General features: G+C 63.7%; 22 protein-coding genes. 17 read left to right on the top strand and 5 right to left on the bottom strand.

Going from position 1 to position 17,802, the window contains the following annotated elements; translation table 11 throughout:
* The first annotated feature begins 6 nt into the window (after window positions 1–6).
* The 7 genes from uppS to M1P90_RS16315 all read left to right on the top strand — a co-directional run bounded on the left by uppS (window position 7) and on the right by M1P90_RS16315 (window position 4,438).
* Window positions 7–723, top strand: a complete 717-nt coding sequence (gene uppS / locus M1P90_RS16345) for a polyprenyl diphosphate synthase (RefSeq protein WP_483704073.1) — start codon at window positions 7–9, stop codon at window positions 721–723.
* Window positions 683–1,582 (top strand): phosphatidate cytidylyltransferase, encoded by a 900-nt coding sequence (locus tag M1P90_RS16340; RefSeq protein WP_483704071.1) that lies wholly within the window; start codon window positions 683–685, stop codon window positions 1,580–1,582. Before uppS ends, M1P90_RS16340 begins: the two co-directional genes overlap by 41 nt.
* A gap of 314 nt (window positions 1,583–1,896) precedes the next feature.
* Window positions 1,897–3,018, top strand: coding sequence for a M50 family metallopeptidase (locus M1P90_RS16335; RefSeq protein WP_483704069.1), 1,122 nt, complete (start codon window positions 1,897–1,899; stop codon window positions 3,016–3,018).
* Between the two features lie 51 nt (window positions 3,019–3,069).
* Window positions 3,070–3,318 (top strand): hypothetical protein, encoded by a 249-nt coding sequence (locus M1P90_RS16330; RefSeq protein ID WP_483704067.1) that lies wholly within the window; start codon window positions 3,070–3,072, stop codon window positions 3,316–3,318.
* Window positions 3,309–3,830, top strand: coding sequence for a CRISPR-associated protein Cas4 (gene cas4 / locus M1P90_RS16325; RefSeq protein ID WP_483704065.1), 522 nt, complete (start codon window positions 3,309–3,311; stop codon window positions 3,828–3,830). Before M1P90_RS16330 ends, cas4 begins: the two co-directional genes overlap by 10 nt.
* A 3-nt stretch (window positions 3,831–3,833) precedes the next feature.
* On the top strand, window positions 3,834–4,106 hold the full coding sequence (locus M1P90_RS16320; RefSeq protein ID WP_483704063.1) for a hypothetical protein: 273 nt from the start codon (window positions 3,834–3,836) through the stop codon (window positions 4,104–4,106).
* Window positions 4,103–4,438 carry a hypothetical protein gene (locus tag M1P90_RS16315; RefSeq protein WP_483704061.1) on the top strand — a complete coding sequence of 112 codons (336 nt, stop codon included), beginning with the start codon at window positions 4,103–4,105 and terminating at the stop codon, window positions 4,436–4,438. Before M1P90_RS16320 ends, M1P90_RS16315 begins: the two co-directional genes overlap by 4 nt.
* A gap of 62 nt (window positions 4,439–4,500) precedes the next feature.
* On the opposite strand, the gene M1P90_RS16310 is transcribed toward M1P90_RS16315, so the two are convergent.
* Window positions 4,501–6,084 carry a GerMN domain-containing protein gene (locus M1P90_RS16310; RefSeq protein WP_483704059.1) on the bottom strand — a complete coding sequence of 528 codons (1,584 nt, stop codon included), beginning with the start codon at window positions 6,082–6,084 and terminating at the stop codon, window positions 4,501–4,503.
* Window positions 6,085–6,187: 103 nt separating this feature from the next.
* On the opposite strand from M1P90_RS16310, the gene M1P90_RS16305 reads away from it, so the two are divergent.
* The 5 genes from M1P90_RS16305 (at window position 6,188) to coaD (ending at window position 10,316) form a co-directional block, all read left to right on the top strand.
* The gene (locus M1P90_RS16305) at window positions 6,188–6,922 is read left to right on the top strand and encodes a metallophosphoesterase family protein (protein WP_483704057.1); all 735 of its coding nucleotides are present in this window, start codon (window positions 6,188–6,190) and stop codon (window positions 6,920–6,922) included.
* A 103-nt stretch (window positions 6,923–7,025) separates the two neighbouring features.
* Window positions 7,026–8,348 carry an aspartate aminotransferase family protein gene (locus M1P90_RS16300; protein WP_483704055.1) on the top strand — a complete coding sequence of 441 codons (1,323 nt, stop codon included), beginning with the start codon at window positions 7,026–7,028 and terminating at the stop codon, window positions 8,346–8,348.
* A 1-nt stretch (window position 8,349) separates the two neighbouring features.
* Window positions 8,350–9,201: an arginase family protein gene (locus M1P90_RS16295; RefSeq protein ID WP_483704053.1), complete on the top strand. Its 852-nt coding sequence runs from the start codon at window positions 8,350–8,352 to the stop codon at window positions 9,199–9,201.
* Window positions 9,202–9,203: 2 nt separating this feature from the next.
* Entirely contained in the window at window positions 9,204–9,797 is a 594-nt protein-coding gene (rsmD, locus tag M1P90_RS16290; protein ID WP_483704051.1) for a 16S rRNA (guanine(966)-N(2))-methyltransferase RsmD, read from the top strand.
* A 39-nt stretch (window positions 9,798–9,836) separates the two neighbouring features.
* On the top strand, window positions 9,837–10,316 hold the full coding sequence (gene coaD, locus M1P90_RS16285; RefSeq protein ID WP_483704049.1) for a pantetheine-phosphate adenylyltransferase: 480 nt from the start codon (window positions 9,837–9,839) through the stop codon (window positions 10,314–10,316).
* Between the two features lie 47 nt (window positions 10,317–10,363).
* Here the strand turns inward: coaD and M1P90_RS16280 are convergent, their stop codons facing one another.
* Window positions 10,364–10,888, bottom strand: coding sequence for a hypothetical protein (locus M1P90_RS16280; RefSeq protein WP_483704047.1), 525 nt, complete (start codon window positions 10,886–10,888; stop codon window positions 10,364–10,366).
* Window positions 10,889–10,948: 60 nt separating this feature from the next.
* Here M1P90_RS16280 and M1P90_RS16275 point away from each other — a divergent pair, with 60 nt between their 5' ends.
* The 5 genes from M1P90_RS16275 (at window position 10,949) to M1P90_RS16255 (ending at window position 14,988) form a co-directional block, all read left to right on the top strand.
* Window positions 10,949–11,476, top strand: coding sequence for a YceD family protein (locus M1P90_RS16275; RefSeq protein WP_483704045.1), 528 nt, complete (start codon window positions 10,949–10,951; stop codon window positions 11,474–11,476).
* A gap of 79 nt (window positions 11,477–11,555) precedes the next feature.
* On the top strand, window positions 11,556–11,753 hold the full coding sequence (gene rpmF / locus M1P90_RS16270; protein WP_483704043.1) for a 50S ribosomal protein L32: 198 nt from the start codon (window positions 11,556–11,558) through the stop codon (window positions 11,751–11,753).
* 123 nt (window positions 11,754–11,876) lie between these two features.
* A complete protein-coding gene (locus tag M1P90_RS16265) occupies window positions 11,877–12,869 on the top strand; it encodes a beta-ketoacyl-ACP synthase III (RefSeq protein ID WP_483704041.1) in 993 nt (330 codons plus the stop codon).
* Window positions 12,870–13,057: 188 nt separating this feature from the next.
* Entirely contained in the window at window positions 13,058–13,984 is a 927-nt protein-coding gene (gene fabD, locus M1P90_RS16260; RefSeq protein ID WP_483704039.1) for an ACP S-malonyltransferase, read from the top strand.
* 257 nt (window positions 13,985–14,241) lie between these two features.
* Window positions 14,242–14,988, top strand: a complete 747-nt coding sequence (locus M1P90_RS16255) for a 3-oxoacyl-ACP reductase family protein (protein ID WP_483704037.1) — start codon at window positions 14,242–14,244, stop codon at window positions 14,986–14,988.
* Between the two features lie 542 nt (window positions 14,989–15,530).
* Here M1P90_RS16255 and M1P90_RS16250 read toward each other — a convergent pair.
* The 3 genes from M1P90_RS16250 to M1P90_RS16240 form a co-directional block, all read right to left on the bottom strand.
* The gene (locus M1P90_RS16250; RefSeq protein WP_483704035.1) at window positions 15,531–15,701 is read right to left on the bottom strand and encodes a hypothetical protein; all 171 of its coding nucleotides are present in this window, start codon (window positions 15,699–15,701) and stop codon (window positions 15,531–15,533) included.
* A 16-nt stretch (window positions 15,702–15,717) separates the two neighbouring features.
* The gene (locus tag M1P90_RS16245; protein WP_483704033.1) at window positions 15,718–16,101 is read right to left on the bottom strand and encodes a hypothetical protein; all 384 of its coding nucleotides are present in this window, start codon (window positions 16,099–16,101) and stop codon (window positions 15,718–15,720) included.
* Between the two features lie 147 nt (window positions 16,102–16,248).
* Window positions 16,249–17,736 (bottom strand): phytoene desaturase family protein, encoded by a 1,488-nt coding sequence (locus M1P90_RS16240; protein ID WP_483704031.1) that lies wholly within the window; start codon window positions 17,734–17,736, stop codon window positions 16,249–16,251.
* Between the last annotated feature and the right edge of the window lie 66 nt (window positions 17,737–17,802).

Genomic DNA, 17,802 nt, shown 5'->3' with positions numbered 1-17,802 from the left:
TTAAGCATGACGCCGGATAAGCCAGCACAGCCGCATCCGCCCTGCCATATCGCCATTATTATGGATGGCAACGGGCGCTGGGCGAAGCAGCGTGGCATGCCGCGAATTGCGGGGCATCGCGCGGGGGTGGAAAATATTCGGCGAATTCTGCGCGAATGCACCGACCTGGGCGTTCAATACCTGACGATCTACGCCTTTTCCACCGAAAACTGGTCGCGCCCTTCGGCCGAGGTCGAGGGACTCATGCGTATTTTCAGCGAGTTCCTCGACCGCGAGACGCGCTCGCTGCACGCCGAGGGCGTGCGCATCCGCCACCTGGGCACCATGAAAGGCGTGTCGCCTTCGTTGCAGCGCAAAACACAGCAGGCGCTCGATCTCACGCGCGAGAACCAGCGCATCAACCTGTGCGTTGCCTTCAACTACGGCGGCCGCGCCGATATTGTCGAGGCCGTGCGCACGCTGCTGGCCGAGGGCATTTCTGCCGACGCACTCACCGAAGAACTCATCTCCGAGCGCCTGTCTACGGGCGGCATCCCCGATCCCGACCTGATCATCCGCACCAGCGGCGAGTGGCGCCTTTCGAACTTCCTGATCTGGCAGGCGGCCTATAGCGAATACTGGGTGACGCCAACCTACTGGCCAGATTTTAGCCCTGAGCTTTTACGCCAGGCGATTCAAGAGTATGGACAGCGCGAACGCCGCTTCGGCGGCCTTGTCAAGTAATAAAAGCTCGCTGGGCCAGCGCGTGATCAGCGCGCTCGTTTTGCTGCCGATTGTGGTGGGGGCGGTGTGGTGGAGCGTCTGGTCGGTGGTGGCGATTGTGGTGGTTGCCGCCATCATTGGCCTGATCGAGCTGTATGGCGCGTTTTCGCAGGCTGGCTACCACCCGCGCCGGGCTGTGGGCCTGGTGGCGGCGCTGCTGCTGATTGTGGCATTTGCGCTGGCGGCACTTGGCATTGCCGACCTCGTTGTTGCTGCGGTGACGTTGCTGGTGATCGGCAGCTTAATCTTCGAGCTGACGCGCCCAAGCGAGCAGAACGGCTTTGTTTCGTGGGCGCTGACGCTGGCTGGCGCGGTGTACATCGGCTGGCTGCTCGGGCATTTCATTCTGCTGCGCGCGCTGCAAACACCAGGCGGCACGGGCGCGCTTGCCGCGATTGGCCTGAAGCTCGACCCTGGCGCGGCCTGGATTGTGGTGGTGCTGGCGATCACCTGGATTCAGGATACCGCCGCGTATTTTGCCGGGAAATACCTTGGCCGGCACAAAATGGCCCCGCGCCTGAGCCCCAAAAAAACCTGGGAAGGCGCGGTTGGCGGTCTGCTTGGCTCGGTTGTGGCGGCGGTGGCGTTTGTGCTGCTGCTGGCGCTGCCGCTGAGCGTGCCGCAGGCGGTCATTCTCGGCATTGTGGGCGGCATCGTTGGCCCGCTGGGCGACCTTGCCGAGTCATTGATTAAGCGCCAGGTGGGCCTGAAGGACGCCGGCAATCTCATCCCAGGGCATGGCGGCATCCTTGATCGCGCTGACAGCCTGCTGTTTACCGGCCCGGTGCTGTACTACCTGATCAAGCTGTTTCTCATGTAAAATGCGCGCAGGAGTGCCCAGCACGCCGGGGTGTGGTGAACGCATCCCGGCGTTGTTGTGCTTGCCACCGCGCGCGTTGCAGCGACTGATCCAGAGAATTGGCTTTTACAGAAGCGCAGAGAAACTAACCAAATTTTGCCATTTGTATTGATACTTTTATTCATGAACGTCGAAAAGTGTAAAGATATTCGCCCTGCTATTCGTGCCAATTCTGTTGACAGGCCCGAATCTGCGGGGTACACTTAGAGCCAGCATTAGCCACTGAGGCGTGCTGGGGCGGAGCTGCCGAACCAGATCATGAGGAGTACCGAGCCTTGGAGAACTTGCCTATACCGAGCGGCGTGGTAACGCTGATTGCTTTTTTTGTGATGCTTGGCCTCCTTGTGCTGGTGCACGAGCTTGGCCATTTTTTGACGGCGATCTGGCTTGGCATCAAGGTCGATGAATTTGGCCTGGGTTACCCGCCGCGCGCCGTTACGCTGTTCGAGCGCAATGGCGTAAAATATACCCTGAACTGGCTGCCGATTGGCGGTTTTGTGCGCTTTGGCGGCGAAGGCGAAACGCTGTATGGCGTGGGCAGCCTGGCCCAGGCGGCACCGTGGAAGAAGATTCTGGTGCTGGTGGCTGGCCCGCTGATGAACCTCGTGCTGGCCTTTCTGATCTTCGGCTCGCTGTTCGCGGTGCGGGGCGTGCCGCGCGACGCCGATGGCGTGCAAATCGACCGGGTGTTTGCGGGTACGCCCGCCGCCACCGCTGGTTTGCAGCCCGGCGACGTCATTCTTGCGCTGAATAACCAGACCATTGGCCGCAATATTGACCTGGTGAAGCAGGCGGCGCAAAACAGCGGCGGTCAAACGCTACCCCTTGTGGTGCAGCGCGACGGCCAGACGCTGAATCTTTCGGTGACGCCGGGCGCGTGGACGGATGAGCAGGGTGTCAGCCATCCGAGCGGCTTTGGCTTCTCGTATGGGCAGAATACCGAGATGGCGAGCGCAAGCCTGCCAGAGGCATTTGGCTATGGCTTCAAATATACCTGGAACGTGCTTGGTCGCTTTATTAGTGGCCTGGGGCAGATGATTGGCGGCTTGATCGGTTTGAATGCGGCCCCTCCCGGCGGCGTGACAGGCGTGGTGGGAATTGCGCGCGGCACTGGCGAAGTGATTGCGCGCGATGGCTGGAGCGGCTTCTGGCAGTGGACGGCCCTGATCAGCCTGAACCTGTTTCTGGTGAACTTGCTGCCGATTCCCGCGCTGGACGGCAGCCACATTCTCTTCTCGCTGATTGAGATGGTGCGGCGCGGCAAGAAGATCCCGCCCGAGAAAGAAGCGATGGTACACGCAGTAGGCTTTATGATGCTGATGGGCCTGATGCTGATTATCACCGTTTCGGATGTGGCAAACTGGATCGGCGGCGCGCCAGTGCTGGGCGGTCAGTAATCAATCGTTGGCTAAGGCTAGCAATTTGTGGTAGAGTACCGGGTACACGCATTGAGCAACCAGCGGCCACCAATTATTCGCGCCAGTGAGATTGGCGAGTATGTCTACTGTGCGCGGGCGTGGTGGCTGCGTCGCGCGCTCGGCTGGGAGCCGGAAGGCCACGAGCGGCGCGAATTCGGCACTGTGCTGCACCATCGCCATGGCCGCGCCGTTGCGGGAAGCCGGGCGCTGCTGCTGGTGGCGGGCGCATTGTTGCTGGCGGGCCTCTTACTGATTGTCGTAGGGCGCGGATGGGCGTGACGCTCGGCCTGGCGCTGCTGATGGTGGCCTTTCTGGTGTGGCTGTCGGCGCTGCGCATGCGGCGCGGCACGGGCCTCCCCTGGGTGCCGGTGTCGTATCAGGATACGGGCGGCAGCACACCCGAGAAGCCGCTGCTGGCGCGTAAGCTGGGCCTGGTTGGCAAGCCCGACTACCTGCTCAATGTGCGCGGCCAGACGGTGCCGGTAGAGGTGAAGCCCGGGCGCCGCGCCGAGCGGCCGTATGAGTCGGATTTGATGCAGCTGGCCGCATACTGTGTGCTGGTGGAAGAAACGAGTGGTGCTGCGCCGCCCTATGGCTTGTTGCGCTACGCCACGCGCACGTTTCGGCTCGATTATACCGAGCAGTTGCGCGAAGACGTGCTGGCGCTGCTCGACGAAATGCGCGACGCGCTTGCTGATGTTGATTGCGAGCGCAGCCACGACGAAGCGCGGCGCTGCCTGGGATGCGGTTTTTTCGAACAGTGCGACCAGGCGCTTGAGCTTGCGGAGTAGCATGTGAGTACGAACGACCAGCCCGCGCCGATCACGCGCGCGGCGGTTGCAAGCCAGATCGCGGCCTTTCTGGATGGCGCGCTGAGCGAAAAGGCGCTGGCCGCCTGGGCGTTTGATCGCTTCTATGCCGAGGAGCTTGGCACCGAGGCGTACCAGCCCGGCGCCGAGAACGAGCTGGCGGAGGCGCTTGACGCCCTGATGTTTGGCGACGACCCGAGCTTTCGGCTGGATCAGGAGGAACTGCGCGCCTTGATCGCGCAGCTGCAAACCGTATGAAAATAATCCAACACCCGCGCATGCGCGATATTGCAGTTGGCGATGAAGTCTATTCCTACCGCCACCAGCTGTTTGCGCGTGTGGAAGAAGTGTTTCCCGCAGCAGTATGCGTGAAAGTTGCCCTGCTGAATTTCAGCCAGCGCGTGGAGATGATGGTTTCGCCGCAGCTCTGGCGGGCCGACGACATTGAGAATTTGAGCGTGTGCCGCTCGTGCGGCGGGCGCGAGAAGCTGATTGAGGAAACGCAGACTGGCATTCCGCTGCGGATGTGTGAGCGCTGCTGCGTGGTTCCGCCCGAGCCGCATGTGCGTGAGCTTGGCTCGTGGTGGTAGGGTAGGAAATATAACAAACGAGGCCGCCGAGCCATGCTCGGCGGCCTCGCTGCGTTGGCGGCTTATTCCTGGTTGATTGCCGCTGGGAGACGGAAGATTTTGCCATCGGCGAAAGGATTGCCTTCGACCAGGAATTGCACGCCCCGAATGGTTTTGAGCGTCGTGAGCGACTCGACCACAGTGCGCATGGCGGCGTCGAGCTCGGGCGCGTGGGCAAATGGCTCGGTGAAATCGACCAGCGCCACGTCGCCATTCAGCTTGATACCGCGCAGCTGCGTGCCTTCGGGCAGCACGCGCCGCACAAGGCCATTGTACGCGCCCGGCCCTTCCAGCAGCGCCTGCACGGTGGCCTGGGCAGTTTGCTTGGTTTTCGGCACCATGCGCATCAGGCGGATGTCGTGGTTGCTGGTAGCCGATGGGAAGTACAGCGGCAGAAACTCGGTTGCGCTATAGTTGACGGCGAGGTTTTGCGGGTTCAGCGGGTTCAGGATCGGCCGAGCGCGCACCCCACCCAGGTTGGCCCCGTTCACCTGAATTTGCACGCTGCTAATAGTCGAAAATTCGGTCAGCGTGAACACGATCGCGTCGTAGCCACCGGGGTCGCGATCGAAGTTGGCGATTGCGCGGCCCTTTTCGATGCGCAGCTCGAGCAGCCGGGCTTCCGCGCTGACCATGCGGTTCAGGCCGTTGCGTGGGCCGGCGATCAGCTCGTTCACTGCCGCCGTGGCAACGCGGTTGTTTTCGACGCGCGTGTTGCGATGCACCGGCACCAGTAGCGTGCCGCTCGGGTCGGCGAAGTACAGCGTCACATTTTCGGTACTAACCTGGGCGACGGGCACCGCCGTTGGCGCGGGCGCTTGCGTGGGCGCCGGTGCCTGAGTTGGCTTGGGTGCGGGCGCTTGCGTTGGCTTCGGCGCGGGCGCTTGCGTGGGCGCCGGTGCCTGGGTTGGCTTGGATGCGGGCGCTTGCGTTGGCTTCGGCGCGGGCGCTTGCGTTGGCTGCTGGCTTGGCGCGGTTGTTGCGCTCGGCACAGGCGCGCTGGTTGGCGCGGCAGTGGATACGCCGGTGGGCGGCAGAATGATCGGCACGTCGGTCGGTTCATCCGTCGGCTGCGGCTCGGGCGTGCTGGTTGGCAGATCGGTTGGCGTGGCCTGGGCGTCGGTGGGCTGCGCAGTGGGCGCGTTCGCCACGCTGCTGGCTGCGGCCGTTGCAAGCTCGGCAGCGCCGTTTGTGGCAGCGTCGGTTGAAAGCTCGGCGATTGCGCTTGGCCGCGCTGGGTTGTTGTTCAAAACGGATTGCAGGCCCACCAGCAGGTAAATGCCAATTATTACCGCCAGCATGGCGAGCATCAGCGTGTAGACCAGCCGATCGCGCCGCGAGAGCGAGCCATACCAGCCGGCCAGCCCGCCCGCCGCCCCGGCAGCAACCACAGTGTCGTTTGGCTCAACCGTTGTGGGGACGGTTAAACCCATGTATAATGGGCATTGCAAATGGCCCTGCGACAGACAGTATGTCGATTGATCCACAGGGATGTCGAGCGGTTCGCCGCTAATATAGCAGCGATGCTCGCCGGTGGGCGAGGCGAAACGAATCGCCCGATTTTGCTTCAGCCCGAGGTATGGGCAGTGTCCGGTTGGCTCGGCCATGATGAGCAGATCTCCCTGGTGTTGTGGTACGACGCTCTTGCATAATTATACGGTGCCGGGTTCGCCGATTGCAAAGCCTCTCGATTACTGAAAGTTAACAGCTATGCGCGTGTTGATTGTTTCGGACATTCATTCGAACTACACAGCTCTCGATATGGTTCTGAGTGTCGCTGGTGAGTACGATCAGCTGTGGAACCTGGGCGATACGATTGGCTATGGCCCGCGCCCTAACGAGTGCGTGCTGGCGATGCGCGCGCGCGCCGACCTGATGCTGAGCGGCAATCACGACCTGGCCTGCCTGGGCAAGATCGACCTGAGCGATTTCAACCCCGACGCGCGCACCGCGAATATCTGGAACGGCAAGCAGCTCGACGACGACAACCGCGCGGTGCTGGATGGCCTTGCGCCAAGTATGGAAGTTGATGATCGCTTTCTGCTGGCGCATGGCAGCCCACGCGAGCCGGTGTGGGAATACCTGCTTTCGCGCGCGCAGGCCGAAGATAATTTCGAGCTGTTTACGCAGCAAGTGTGCTTTATTGGCCATTCGCACGTGCCGCTGGTAGTGCGCCTGCACCCCGATGGCACCTGTGGCGACCCGATGCTGGGCGAGGCCGACACGCAGTTCGAGCTTGAACCCGGCTTTCGCTACTTTTTCAACCCCGGCAGCGTTGGCCAGCCGCGCAACCAGGACCCGCGGGCGGCCTATATCATTCTCGACACCGACGCAAACACGGTGTTGTTCAAGCGTATCGAGTACGATGTGCCCCAGACACAGCGCCAGATGCGCGAAGCTCACCTGCCCCCGGCGCTGATTCGCCGCCTTGAGTATGGAATGTAGGTCGGCATTTCTTCTTCCCCACTCAATACAACGCCACCCGCCGCAGAAATTCGCACGCGCCGTGCTGGCGCGGAGCTGAGACGCAGCTGAACCAGGAACAACCATGACAATTGAAACCGAATACCAGCGCCGCCACCCTGGGTCGGCCGAGCGCTACGCCCGCGCTGGCAGCATTTTCCCGAATGGCGTGACGCACGATGGTCGCTTTGTTGCGCCCTTTCCGCTGTATGTTGAGCGCAGCGCGGGCGCGCATAAGTGGGATGTCGATGGCAACGAGCTGATCGATTATGTGACCGGGCATGGCGCGCTGATGCTGGGCCACGCCCACCCGGCGATTGTAGCCGCCGTGGCCGGGCAGATGGCGCGCGGCACGCACTACGGCGCCGAGCACGACCTTGAATTGCGCTGGGCCGAGCTGGTGATGGGCATGTTCCCGAGTGTCGAGCGTCTGCGCTTCACCGCCTCGGGCACCGAAGCGACCATGCTGGCGCTGCGGCTGGCGCGGGCCTTCACCGGCCGCAGCACCGTGCTGCGCCTGGCTGGCCACTACCACGGCTGGCACGACCTGCTGACGCGCGACGCCGCCGCCGATGCCAACCCGCCCGGCGTGCCCGACGGCCTGTTTCACGCCACCGAGGTGCTGCCCGCAGACCTTCCCGCCATTGAGCAAACGCTGGCCCAGCGCCATGACGTGGCCGCCCTGATTTTGGAACCGAGCGGCGCGTCGTATGGCGCGGTGCCGCTGAGCGACGACTTTTTGCGCGCGCTGCGCCAGTTCGCCAACGACCGCAACGTCGTGCTGATCTTCGACGAAGTGGTGACGGGTTTTCGTGTGCTGCCGGGTGGCGTGCAGGAGCGTTCGGGTGTGCGCGCCGACCTGACCACCATGGCAAAAGTGCTGGCGGGCGGCTTGCCGGGCGGCGCGGTGGGTGGGCGCGCCGACATTATGGAGCACCTGGCTTTTGGCGATGCTGCGTGGAACCGTGAGCACAAGATTCGCCACAACGGCACCTTTAACGCCAACCCGCTGTCGGCGGCGGCGGGCGTGGCTATGCTTGAACGTATTGCAGATGGCAAGCCGGGCGCGCACGCCACGGCCCTGGCCCAGCGCCTGATCGCAGGTATCAACGAGGTGTTTCGTTCGCGTGAGCTAAGCGGCTGGGCAGCCTATGGCGACGCCTCGATCTTTCACTTGCTGGTGGGCAGCAGCGTTGATTTTGCACCGGGCGAATTGCCCGCTGGCGTGCCGCTGGCCGAGCTAAAAAGCGGCGGCGATGCGCGCCTGCTCCAGCAGTTGCGCCTGGGCCTGAACAACCACGGCGTTGACCTGATGCGCGGGCGCAGCGGCTTTTTGTCGGCGGCGCATACCGATGCGGATATTGACGCGACGGTTGCGGCGTTCGCGGCCACGCTTGACGAGCTGTGAGATGGACATAACAATTATTGGTGTGCCATATGACCTTGACGAACTGCGCGTGGGCAAGGGCCTGGCACCAGAAACGCTGCTGCGCGGCGGTCTGGGTGAGCAGCTTGCCGCGCAAGGCCACAGCGTGGTATTGGAAACAGTTACGATCCCGCCTTCGGCTGCGCCGCGCGAAACGCGCATTGGCGAGCTTGCCGCCGCACTGGCTGCGCGGGTAGGTGCGGCGCGGGCGAACGGGCGCTTCCCGCTTGTTCTTGGCGGCGATTGCCTGGTGGCGCTGGGCGCGGTAGCGGGTCTGGGCCGGGCGGGCGATACCGCAATCGCATGGATCGACGCGCACGGCGATTTCAACACACCCGCGATCTCGGTCAGCGGCTACCTGGGCGGCATGCCGCTGGCCTGCGCGGTTGGGCGCGGTCTGGATGAGATGCGCGCTGCGTGCGACCTTGTGCCAGTGAGTGAAGAACGTGTGGCGCTGCTGGGCGCGCGCGACCTCGACCCGCTGGAAGCCGAGGCGCTGCGCAACTCGCGCGCGATGGTGCTGAGCAGCGATATGCTGATGCAGGGCGCGGCGGCGCTGGCAGAAGCGCGTGAAGTGCTGGCCGGAGCCGCGCAGCTCTACCTGCATATCGACATCGACGTGCTCGATCAGGCGGTTGCGCCGGGCGTCGATTTCCCCACCAGCGGCGGCCTTGCGGTTGCGCACCTGGCAGAAGTAGCGCGCGACGTGGCCGGGCTGGGCAATCTGGCCGCCGTGTCGCTCACCGCCGTCAACCCCGAGAAGGACGCGGATGGGCGCACGGCGCGGGCGGCGCTGAATGTGCTGGCGGCAGTGTTCGTGCCGGAGGCGAGGTAGCTATGCGAGTGATCACTGGCTCGGCCAAGGGGCACCGGCTAAAAGCCCCCAAAGGCATGACAACGCGCCCCATGCTCGATCGCGTCAAGGAAGCGTTATTCTCGGTGCTGGAAGGCTACGGCCCGATTCGCGGGCGCGTGCTCGACCTGTATGCCGGCACTGGCTCGATCGGCATTGAGTGCTTGTCGCGCGGGGCAAGCTGGGCCGACTTCGTCGAGATGCGGGCGCATGTCTGCTCGATCATTCGCGAAAACCTGGCGCACACCCACTTCACCGAGCAATCGCGCGTGCACCAGATGCAGGTCGGGCGCTTTCTGGCCAGCGTTCGCCCGCCAGAGAACTATGATATAATCATGATGGATCCGCCATACGCAGACCCTGCGATAGAAGACACAATCCGCACTGTGAGCGCCTCGGGGCTGCTTGGCGACGATGGCTTGTTCATCGTTGGGCACTCGCCCCGCGTGGAGCTTGCCGACCAGTATCCGGGCATTCGCCGCCGCAAATTCCGCCGTCTGGGCGATTCCTGCTTTTCGATCTATGAATTAGCTACCGACACTGCCGAGCGCGAAACACAGGCGGTAAGCGAGCCATAATTGTGGGGATCGCGCTCGCGACTCGCAAAGGAGCTCGTCGTGACGATTGCCGTATATCCTGGTAGCTTCGACCCAATTACGAATGGGCACCTGGAGATTGTGACGCGCGCTGCGCGCCTGTTCGACACCGTGATTATGGCGGTGTTCGACCGGCCGAACAAGAACCTGCTGTTCAGCACCGACGAACGCATCAGCATGGTGAAGGAAGCGACCCAGCATCTGCCGCGCGTGAAGGTCGACACCTACTCCGAGCTGACAATCGAGTATGTGCGCCAGGCCGGCGCCTCGGTGATTGTGCGCGGCCTGCGCGACCCGCGCGATTTCGACCACGAATTTCAGATGGCGCAGATCAATAACAAGCTTGCGCCCGAAATCGACGTTGTTCTGTTTATGGCGGGCCACGAATACACCTTTTTCAGCTCCAGCACTGTGCGCGAAATCGCCTCGCTGGGCGGGGATGTGTCGTGGCTGGTGCCGCCGCATGTTGTCACTGCGCTGAAACGCGCCTACCGCGCCTAGCGCGGGCCACGCTGGTGAGGAGGTGATCGGCTATCGAGCTAGATCAACTAATTGACGAACTGGAAGATGCGCTGGCCGAGGGTCGCCGCGTCTTCTTCAGCGGCCGCCTGCTGGTCGATGAAGAGCGCATTCTCGACATTGTCGACCGCATGCGCGTGGCAGTGCCCGACGAGCTGAAGCAGGCCCGGCGCGTAATCGCTGAGCAGGATCGCCTGATCGGCGAAGCCCAGGCGCAGGTGCGGCAGGCCATGGAAGAAAATGGCCTGCTTGCCGCGGTTGAGGCCGAGCGCCAGCGCCTGATGGAATTGGCCGAGCGCGATGCCGAAGAAACGCGCAAAGGCGCCGACGACTACGCCCGCGAGGTTCTGGAAGACCTTGAAGAGCGCCTCGCCCGCCAGATTGCCAATGTGCAAAATGGCTTGCGCGCGCTGAATCAGGGCGAAGAAGCGGCGCGCTAGCGGCGGCCCGGCCAGCCCTGAAACCGAATGAACTGCATCGTGGCTCGGCAGCGCGCTGGCGCGGCACGGGCGGGCTCGTGCGCGTTTGTGGCTTGACAGCGCGGCGCGGCTCACCTATAATGCAGCTTCTGTGAGTGCGCAGGAGCGTACCAAACCATGCACCTAGACAAAAAAATGACAGACTTGAAATTCAATGTCGCGCAGTTGCTCCGCGAAGAAGTTGGCGCACGGCGAAATTATACCTTCACCGAAAACGCCCTTCCGCTGGACGACGACATGACATTGCGGCAGCTCGATGGCAAAGTGCGCTTTACCCGCACCACCACCGGGGTGCTGGCCGACGCCGATGCCGCAGGCATCGTTGAGCTGCCATGCATCCGCTGCCTGAACCCTGCCCGCGAGCAGCTGCATATCCAGTTCCAGGATGAGTTTCACTCGCGCATCGAAGTGAACACCGGAATGCCGCTGCCCAAGCCCGACGAAGACGACCCTTTCTTCATCGACGAGAGTCATCTGGTCGACCTGGGTGAGGCGCTGCGCGAATATGCGCTGCTTGAAATGCCGATGCAACCGCTCTGCCAGCCCGATTGCAAGGGCCTCTGCCCGACCTGCGGGGCCGACCGCAATCAGGGCGAGTGCGGATGCGTGACGGATGATGGCGACGACCGCTTTGCGGTGCTGAAGTCGCTGCTGAACGAATAATGGCCATGCGTGCGCGCTGTGCTGTGCGCACCTGCAATATCAAGTGATACCAGCAATCACGAAAGGATTTGGATACATCATGGGTGCCGCACCAAAAACAAAAGTTTCGCGCCACCGCCGTGGCAACCGCCGCCAGCATCAGCGGCTCGACGCGCCGACACTGGTGACCTGCCCGCAGTGCAACCAGCTCATGCGCTCACACTATGTGTGCAAGAACTGCGGCACGTATCGTGGCCGCCAGGTGGTTGAGCAGCGCAACCAGTCGGAGAACGCATAGCGCCACGCGCGCCTCGTATAAAGGTGGCGGATGAAAGATGAAACCCTTATGTTCATCATTCATCCGCCATCTTTTATTATCCCGTAGACGATCGCTGCGGGCGATCGACCTGTGAGGGCCTCTATGTCCAGGTATGCCGCAATTACCGGGTGGGGCATGGCCGTACCCGAGCGCGTGCTCACCAACGCCGATCTTGAGCGCATGGTCAGCACCTCCGATGAGTGGATCACAACGCGCACCGGCATCCGCGAGCGCCGCGTGGTGAGCGAGGGCGAAAGCACCTCGACGCTGGCGACCGAGGCGGGCCGCCGCGCGCTTGCGACTGCTGGCCTCGATGCGTCTGCAATCGATCTTGTGATCCTCGCCACCTGCACGCCCGACCGGCCTTTCCCTGCGACAGCCTGCACGGTGCAGGCCAACCTTGGCATTCCGCAGGCGGCAGCTTTCGACCTGGCGGCGGCGTGCAGCGGCTTTGTGTACGGCCTGAGCGTGGCGACGAGCATGATCCGCAGCGGCGCGGCGCGCAACGTCCTGTTCATCTCGGGCGATGTGTTTACGCACTACATCAACTGGAATGACCGCAACACCTGCGTGCTGTTTGGCGATGGCGCGGGCGCGGTGGTGCTCCAGCCGAGCGACGAGCCGTATGGCCAGCTTTCCAGCGTGCTGGGCGCTTCGGGCAAGGACGAAGACCTGATGGCGGTTGATGCCGGTGGCACGCGCATGCCTGCCACACCCGAGCTGCTTGAGCAGGGCCGCCAGTACGTCTACATGAACGGGCGCGAAATCTTCAAGCTGGCGGTGCGCGGCATGTGCGATTCCTCGACGCAGGCGCTGGCCGAGGCTGGCGTGGCGAAAGAAGACCTGGCGCTGGTTGTGCCGCACCAGGCCAACTTGCGCATCATCGAGGCCACGGCCAAGCGTCTGGATGTGCCGATGGAGCGCGTGTTCGTCAACCTCGACCGCTATGGCAACACGTCGGCGGGCACCATCCCGATTGCGCTGGCCGAAGCGGCTGCGCAGGGCCGGCTCAAGCCGGGCGACTATGTGCTGCTGACGGCGTTTGGTGGCGGCCTGACCTGGGCATCGTCGGTGGTGCGCTGGGGCCGCCCGTAACGAGTGCGCTTTCAGCGCAGGGTTTAGGGAATGGGGGTTAGGGGTTGGGATTGCGATGCGCAGCAAGGCCTTCTCTGCCCGAAAACCTCACCTGGAATTGCACTAGAAATTGTTTGGTGACGCAGTGATGAGGAGGCAAGGAGATCGCATCTCTTTGTCTCCTCGTCGCATTCTGTAGGATGGAGCGTATGGCAATTGCTTTTGTCTTCCCCGGCCAGGGCTCGCAGCACGTCGGCATGGGGCGCGACCTGTACGAGGCGTCGGCGGCGGCACGCGCAGTGTTTGAGCAGGCCGACGCGGCGCTGGGCTTTGGCGTGACGCAATTGTGTTTTGAAGGGCCAGAAGCTGCGCTCACTGCGACTGAGAACGCGCAACCTGCGCTGCTGGCATGCAGCATTGCGGCGCTGGCGGCTCTGCGCGAAGCTGGCTACACCGCAGAGCCCGCGCTGGTGGCCGGCCACAGTCTGGGCGAGTACTCGGCGCTGGTGGCCGCTGGTGCGTTCGATCTCCCGACGGGGGTGCGGCTGGTGCGGCGGCGCGGCGAGCTTATGGCCGAAGCGCACCAGGGCGGCATGGCGGCGGTTATTGGCATGGATGAAGATGCGCTTGAGGCAGTGTGCGCCGACGCCTCGGAGTCACATGAGCCAGTGGTGATTGCGAACTACAACTCGCCCGGCCAGCTGGTGATCAGCGGGGCAAGCGCCGCAATCGAGCGCGCGTCGGCGCTGGCGAAGGCGCGTGGGGCCAAGCGCGCCCTGCCACTGAAAGTGAGCGCGGCGTTCCACTCGCCGCTGATGCGCGCCGCCGCCGAGGGCCTGGCCCCGGCGATTGCCGAGGCTGCGATTGCCGACGCCCGCGTGCCGGTCGTTTCAAACGTGCTGGCAAGCCCGCTCAGCGAGGCCAGGCAGCTTCACGCCGAGCTAGTGGCGCAGGTAACGTCGCCGGTGCGCTGGATCGCGTCGGTGCAGTATATGGCCGCCAATAGCGTCGATACCTTTATTGAAATCGGCCCCGGCACGGTGCTGACCGGCTTGATCAAGCGGATCGCGCCGAGTGCGCAGCTCGTGAATATCAGCGATCTTGCGAGTTTGCGCGCATTTGTGGGCCAGGGCTAGTTGCAAGTAGCAGGTTTGCAGGTTGCAAGTTGGCAGGATTGCAGTCGTGGCGTATTGCATACGACTGCCAGTTGCAGGTTTGCAGGTTCAATCCCAAAACCCCAGACCCTAAACCCTCATGCGGTTGCGGTTGGCAGCCGGCAGACGCCAACCAGCATGGACGCGCCGCATCAAATAGCGTATCCGCACGCCTTCACCGAGCGTTCAAGCATACGGTGGAACTGCACCGCAACCGAGAAAAGCTGATGGTGACGCATATGGATTTTGCTGAGCAAGTGGCAATTGTGGTGGGCGGTTCGCGTGGCATTGGCGCGGCGGTGGTGCGCAAGCTGGCTGCGCAGGGCGCACGCGTGGTGGCGGGCTTCCACACCCGCGCCGCCGAGGCCGAGGCGCTGGCGGCAAGCTGCGCCGAGCTGCCGGGCGCGGTGGTGCCGCAGCAGTGCGACGTGCGCGCCCGCGAGTCGGTTGATGCGCTGGTGGCAGGCACGCTGGAGCGCTGGGGCCGGATCGATGTGCTGGTGAACAGCGCCGGTCTGGCTGCCTACGCGCCATTCAGCCAGATCGACATGGCGCAGTGGAACGCCATGCTCGCCACCAACCTGGATGGCGTGTTTCACACATGCAAGGCCGCGCTGCGCCCCATGATGCGGCGGCGCTACGGGCGAATTGTGAATGTGAGCGCGCTGCACGGCGTTGGCGGCGGCCCGCAGCAGGCCGACTATTCGGCGGCGACGGGCGGCGTGCTTGGGCTGACGCGGGCGCTGGCGCGCGAGGCCGCCGCGTGGGATATCACGGTCAACGCAGTGACGCCCGGCCTGATCGAGACCGAGATGCTGGCCGATCTGCCGGCGGCGGATCGCGAGTGGGGCGAGAGGGTTATTGCGCTGCGGCGAGTCGGCCGCCCCGAAGAAGTCGCGGCGGCGGTGGTATTTCTGGCGTCACCAGAGGCGTCATACATCACCGGGCAGACGCTGGCGGTGGATGGCGGCTGGCGAATGACGTAGGGCGCTTGCAGCGCGGGTTGGGAGATGGGGGATAGGGAGGGAAGTGCCTTGCGGAAATGATTCCGGGCACAATGACGCCTCAGAGAACATCGCGTCCAGCACAGGTGCAGCCTTCCTACTTTGCAGCGGTCTGCGCGTCGCTCAACGCTTGGCCATCCCTGGCCGCGCCAGCTGTTACGCTCAGGCAATGCCCTCGTTCTCTGTGGCTACCAGCATTACAGCTTCCACAGTGAGAGCCTGCTTCAAAGAACCCGTTTCGGCTTACACAGCATCCGCCTGCTCCATCAACAGCGCGGCGCTTGCTCGTCAGTATCCCTGGCGGTTCCCCCCTGGAAGTGCGCCATTTCCCTCTGACTTGCGGTCGGCCCCCGTCATCGTGACACCTGTGGGGGTGCGCCGCTTGCCTACTCTCGGGTCGTCGTCTGGCTGTGTAGGTACTGGATCGAGTGCGATGTTCTCGTGAGGCTTCGCAGCTATCATACGCCTGCGCGCGCGCCTGAGTCAACCCTTCTTTTATCGAAAATTAACGATTAACCAGCCGCCTATGTCAAGCGCTCCACCGCATGTGGCAGCGCTATGGCATGAATTTTCATGGTGCGCTGGGCGCGGATGGTAATGATTTGCATGGCGTCGGTTTGCAGGTTTGAAGGTTCGCAAGTTGCAGGTTGCAGGTGCGCAAGTTTGAAGGTTCGCTGAAACTCAACACTCAACATTCAACACTCAAAACTGCTAATAACATCCCCACCAGTCCTGATTGCCGTCGTGCCAGGCTTTGGCGGTGGCGAAGATTTGCGCGCGGGCGTCGAAGATCGACTGGTCGCGGTAGGGGTTCCAGTCGCTGGCCCAGGTGGCGGCGTTGTACTGGAACAGGCCGTAGTTCTCGCCCGCGACGACCTCGGGCTGGCCCGACGACTCGCAGATCATCAGGTCCCACATGCGCTCAACTGGCTCGGTGTAGGGGTATTGCGCGCGGGCTTCGTCCATCCACTGGCGGAACTGCTCGAAATCGGTGGCGGGCGGCGCGGGCGCTTCGGGCGGGAGTGTGGCGGGCACAGGTGTGGGCAACTCGGGCGTGGGCTGGGCGGGGATTGGCGATGCTGCGGCGCTTTGCACGCGCGCGGCGACAACTGGCGCCGCCGGGGCGAGATTGATATTGGCGGTGGGGAGCGTGGCGCGCTCGGCTGGGGATTGCGCGCAGGCAACCAGCGCGCCGGCGAGGGCGACAAGCAGGAAATGCGTTCGCAGGTTGGCCTCCTTTGGCTAGGCGCGGCGGCCTGTGCTGTCGGCCAGCACGCGGCGGGCAACGGCGCGGCCCGAGAGCAGCACCAGCGGAATTCCGCCGCCGGGGTGCGTTCCCCCACCCACAAAATACAGCCGATCCAGGTCGCGCGCGCGCAGCGGCGGGCGCATAAATGCTGTAAAGGGCTGGTTCGAAGCGAGGCCGTAGATCGCGCCGCCCGCCGCATTATAGCGCGATTGCAGGTCGTCGGGGGTGATGATGCGCTCGTAGGCGATGCGCTCGTTCAGGTCGGGCAGGCCCATCTGTGAGAGCTTTTCCACCACAATGTCGCGGTACGGGCCGGCCTCATGTTCCCAGTTGGTGGCCGGGCTCAGCGCGGGCGCGTTCACCAGCACAAACAGGTTGCTATGGCCGGGCGGCGCGTGCTCGGGGTCGGCGGCGGAGGTGTTGCAGACGTAGATCGTTGGGTCGGGCGCGGGGATGTGGTGGTCGAAAATGGCCGCGAACTCGCCCGGGTAGTCGTCGCTGAAGAAAATATTGTGGTGCGCCAGCCGCGAGTAGATGCGGTCGACGCCCAACAGCAGAATAAAGCCGCTGCACGACGGCTCAAGCCGGCGCAGGCGGGCGGCGGTGCGCGTTTGGGTGGGCAGCAGGTGCGTGTAGGCGTAGCGTGGGTCGGCGTTCACCACCACGCGCGCGGCATCGATGCGCTCGCCATCGGCCAGCGCCACGCCACAGGCGGTGTTGTTGCGCAGCATAATGCGCTCGACGGGCGTGCTGGTGTGGATTTCGACGCCCATGCTGCGGGCCAGTTTTTCCAGCGCGCGCGCCAGCGTGTACATGCCGCCGCGCAGGTACCAGCCGCCCTCGGCAAACTCGACATAGGCGATCAGGTTAAAGGTTGCGGGCGCGCGGTAGGGCGATGAGCCGTTGTAGGTGGCGTAGCGGTTGAAGACCTGGCGCAGGTAGGGGTTGTGGAAAAAGCTGCGCACCGCCTGATCGACCGTGCGCAGCGGGTCGATTTTCCAGCTATCGCGGAAGAGCGCGGGCGTGATGAGCTCGCGCAGGCTGTCGAACGGCTCGGTGAGGAAGGGGCCGACAACCGCGCCGTAGATGCGCGAGGTGTAGGCCATAAAGCGCAGAAAGCCGTCCACGTCGCGCGGCTCCAGCGCGCCGATGGCGTTGAGCAGCAGCGGCATGGTCTGCCAGGCGTCGAAGCGCGTGCCGTCGGGCCAGGCGTAGCGGCAGGTCGGCTCGACCGGCACGAGGTCGAGTTCGTCTTCCAGGCGCGCGCCAGCAGTGGCGTAGAGGTCGCGCAGCACCCACGGCATGGTCAGCAGCGACGGCCCGGTGTCGAAGGTGTAGCCGTTTTCGGCCACAATATTGAGCTTGCCGCCCACGCGCTCGTTTTTCTCCAGCACAATCACGCGCTGGCCAGCGGCGGCGAGGTGAATGGCGGTAGCAAGCCCGCCCAGCCCGCCGCCAACGATGATGGTTGATTCTTTCACAGTTCTACTCACCGTGCTAGTCGCGGGCTAGTGCATGATCAGGAAAGCGGCGCGGAAATCAGGAAA

It is taken from the genome of Kouleothrix sp. 19917 (genome assembly GCF_057073505.1).
This window is presented reverse-complemented; position numbering and strand designations above follow the sequence as displayed.

Coding starts and splice junctions, on each gene's coding strand:
- M1P90_RS16315 (WP_483704061.1), top strand. CDS start 4,103: ATGAAAATAATCCAACACCCGCGCATGCGCGATATTGCAGTTGGCGAT.
- fabD (WP_483704039.1), top strand. CDS start 13,058: ATGGCAATTGCTTTTGTCTTCCCCGGCCAGGGCTCGCAGCACGTCGGC.
- M1P90_RS16300 (WP_483704055.1), top strand. CDS start 7,026: ATGACAATTGAAACCGAATACCAGCGCCGCCACCCTGGGTCGGCCGAG.
- M1P90_RS16250 (WP_483704035.1), bottom strand. CDS start 15,701: ATGTTGAGTGTTGAGTTTCAGCGAACCTTCAAACTTGCGCACCTGCAA.
- cas4 (WP_483704065.1), top strand. CDS start 3,309: ATGGGCGTGACGCTCGGCCTGGCGCTGCTGATGGTGGCCTTTCTGGTG.
- rsmD (WP_483704051.1), top strand. CDS start 9,204: ATGCGAGTGATCACTGGCTCGGCCAAGGGGCACCGGCTAAAAGCCCCC.
- M1P90_RS16295 (WP_483704053.1), top strand. CDS start 8,350: ATGGACATAACAATTATTGGTGTGCCATATGACCTTGACGAACTGCGC.
- M1P90_RS16310 (WP_483704059.1), bottom strand. CDS start 6,084: ATGGCCGAGCCAACCGGACACTGCCCATACCTCGGGCTGAAGCAAAAT.
- uppS (WP_483704073.1), top strand. CDS start 7: ATGACGCCGGATAAGCCAGCACAGCCGCATCCGCCCTGCCATATCGCC.
- rpmF (WP_483704043.1), top strand. CDS start 11,556: ATGGGTGCCGCACCAAAAACAAAAGTTTCGCGCCACCGCCGTGGCAAC.
- M1P90_RS16265 (WP_483704041.1), top strand. CDS start 11,877: ATGTCCAGGTATGCCGCAATTACCGGGTGGGGCATGGCCGTACCCGAG.
- M1P90_RS16255 (WP_483704037.1), top strand. CDS start 14,242: ATGGATTTTGCTGAGCAAGTGGCAATTGTGGTGGGCGGTTCGCGTGGC.
- M1P90_RS16340 (WP_483704071.1), top strand. CDS start 683: ATGGACAGCGCGAACGCCGCTTCGGCGGCCTTGTCAAGTAATAAAAGC.
- M1P90_RS16305 (WP_483704057.1), top strand. CDS start 6,188: ATGCGCGTGTTGATTGTTTCGGACATTCATTCGAACTACACAGCTCTC.
- M1P90_RS16275 (WP_483704045.1), top strand. CDS start 10,949: ATGACAGACTTGAAATTCAATGTCGCGCAGTTGCTCCGCGAAGAAGTT.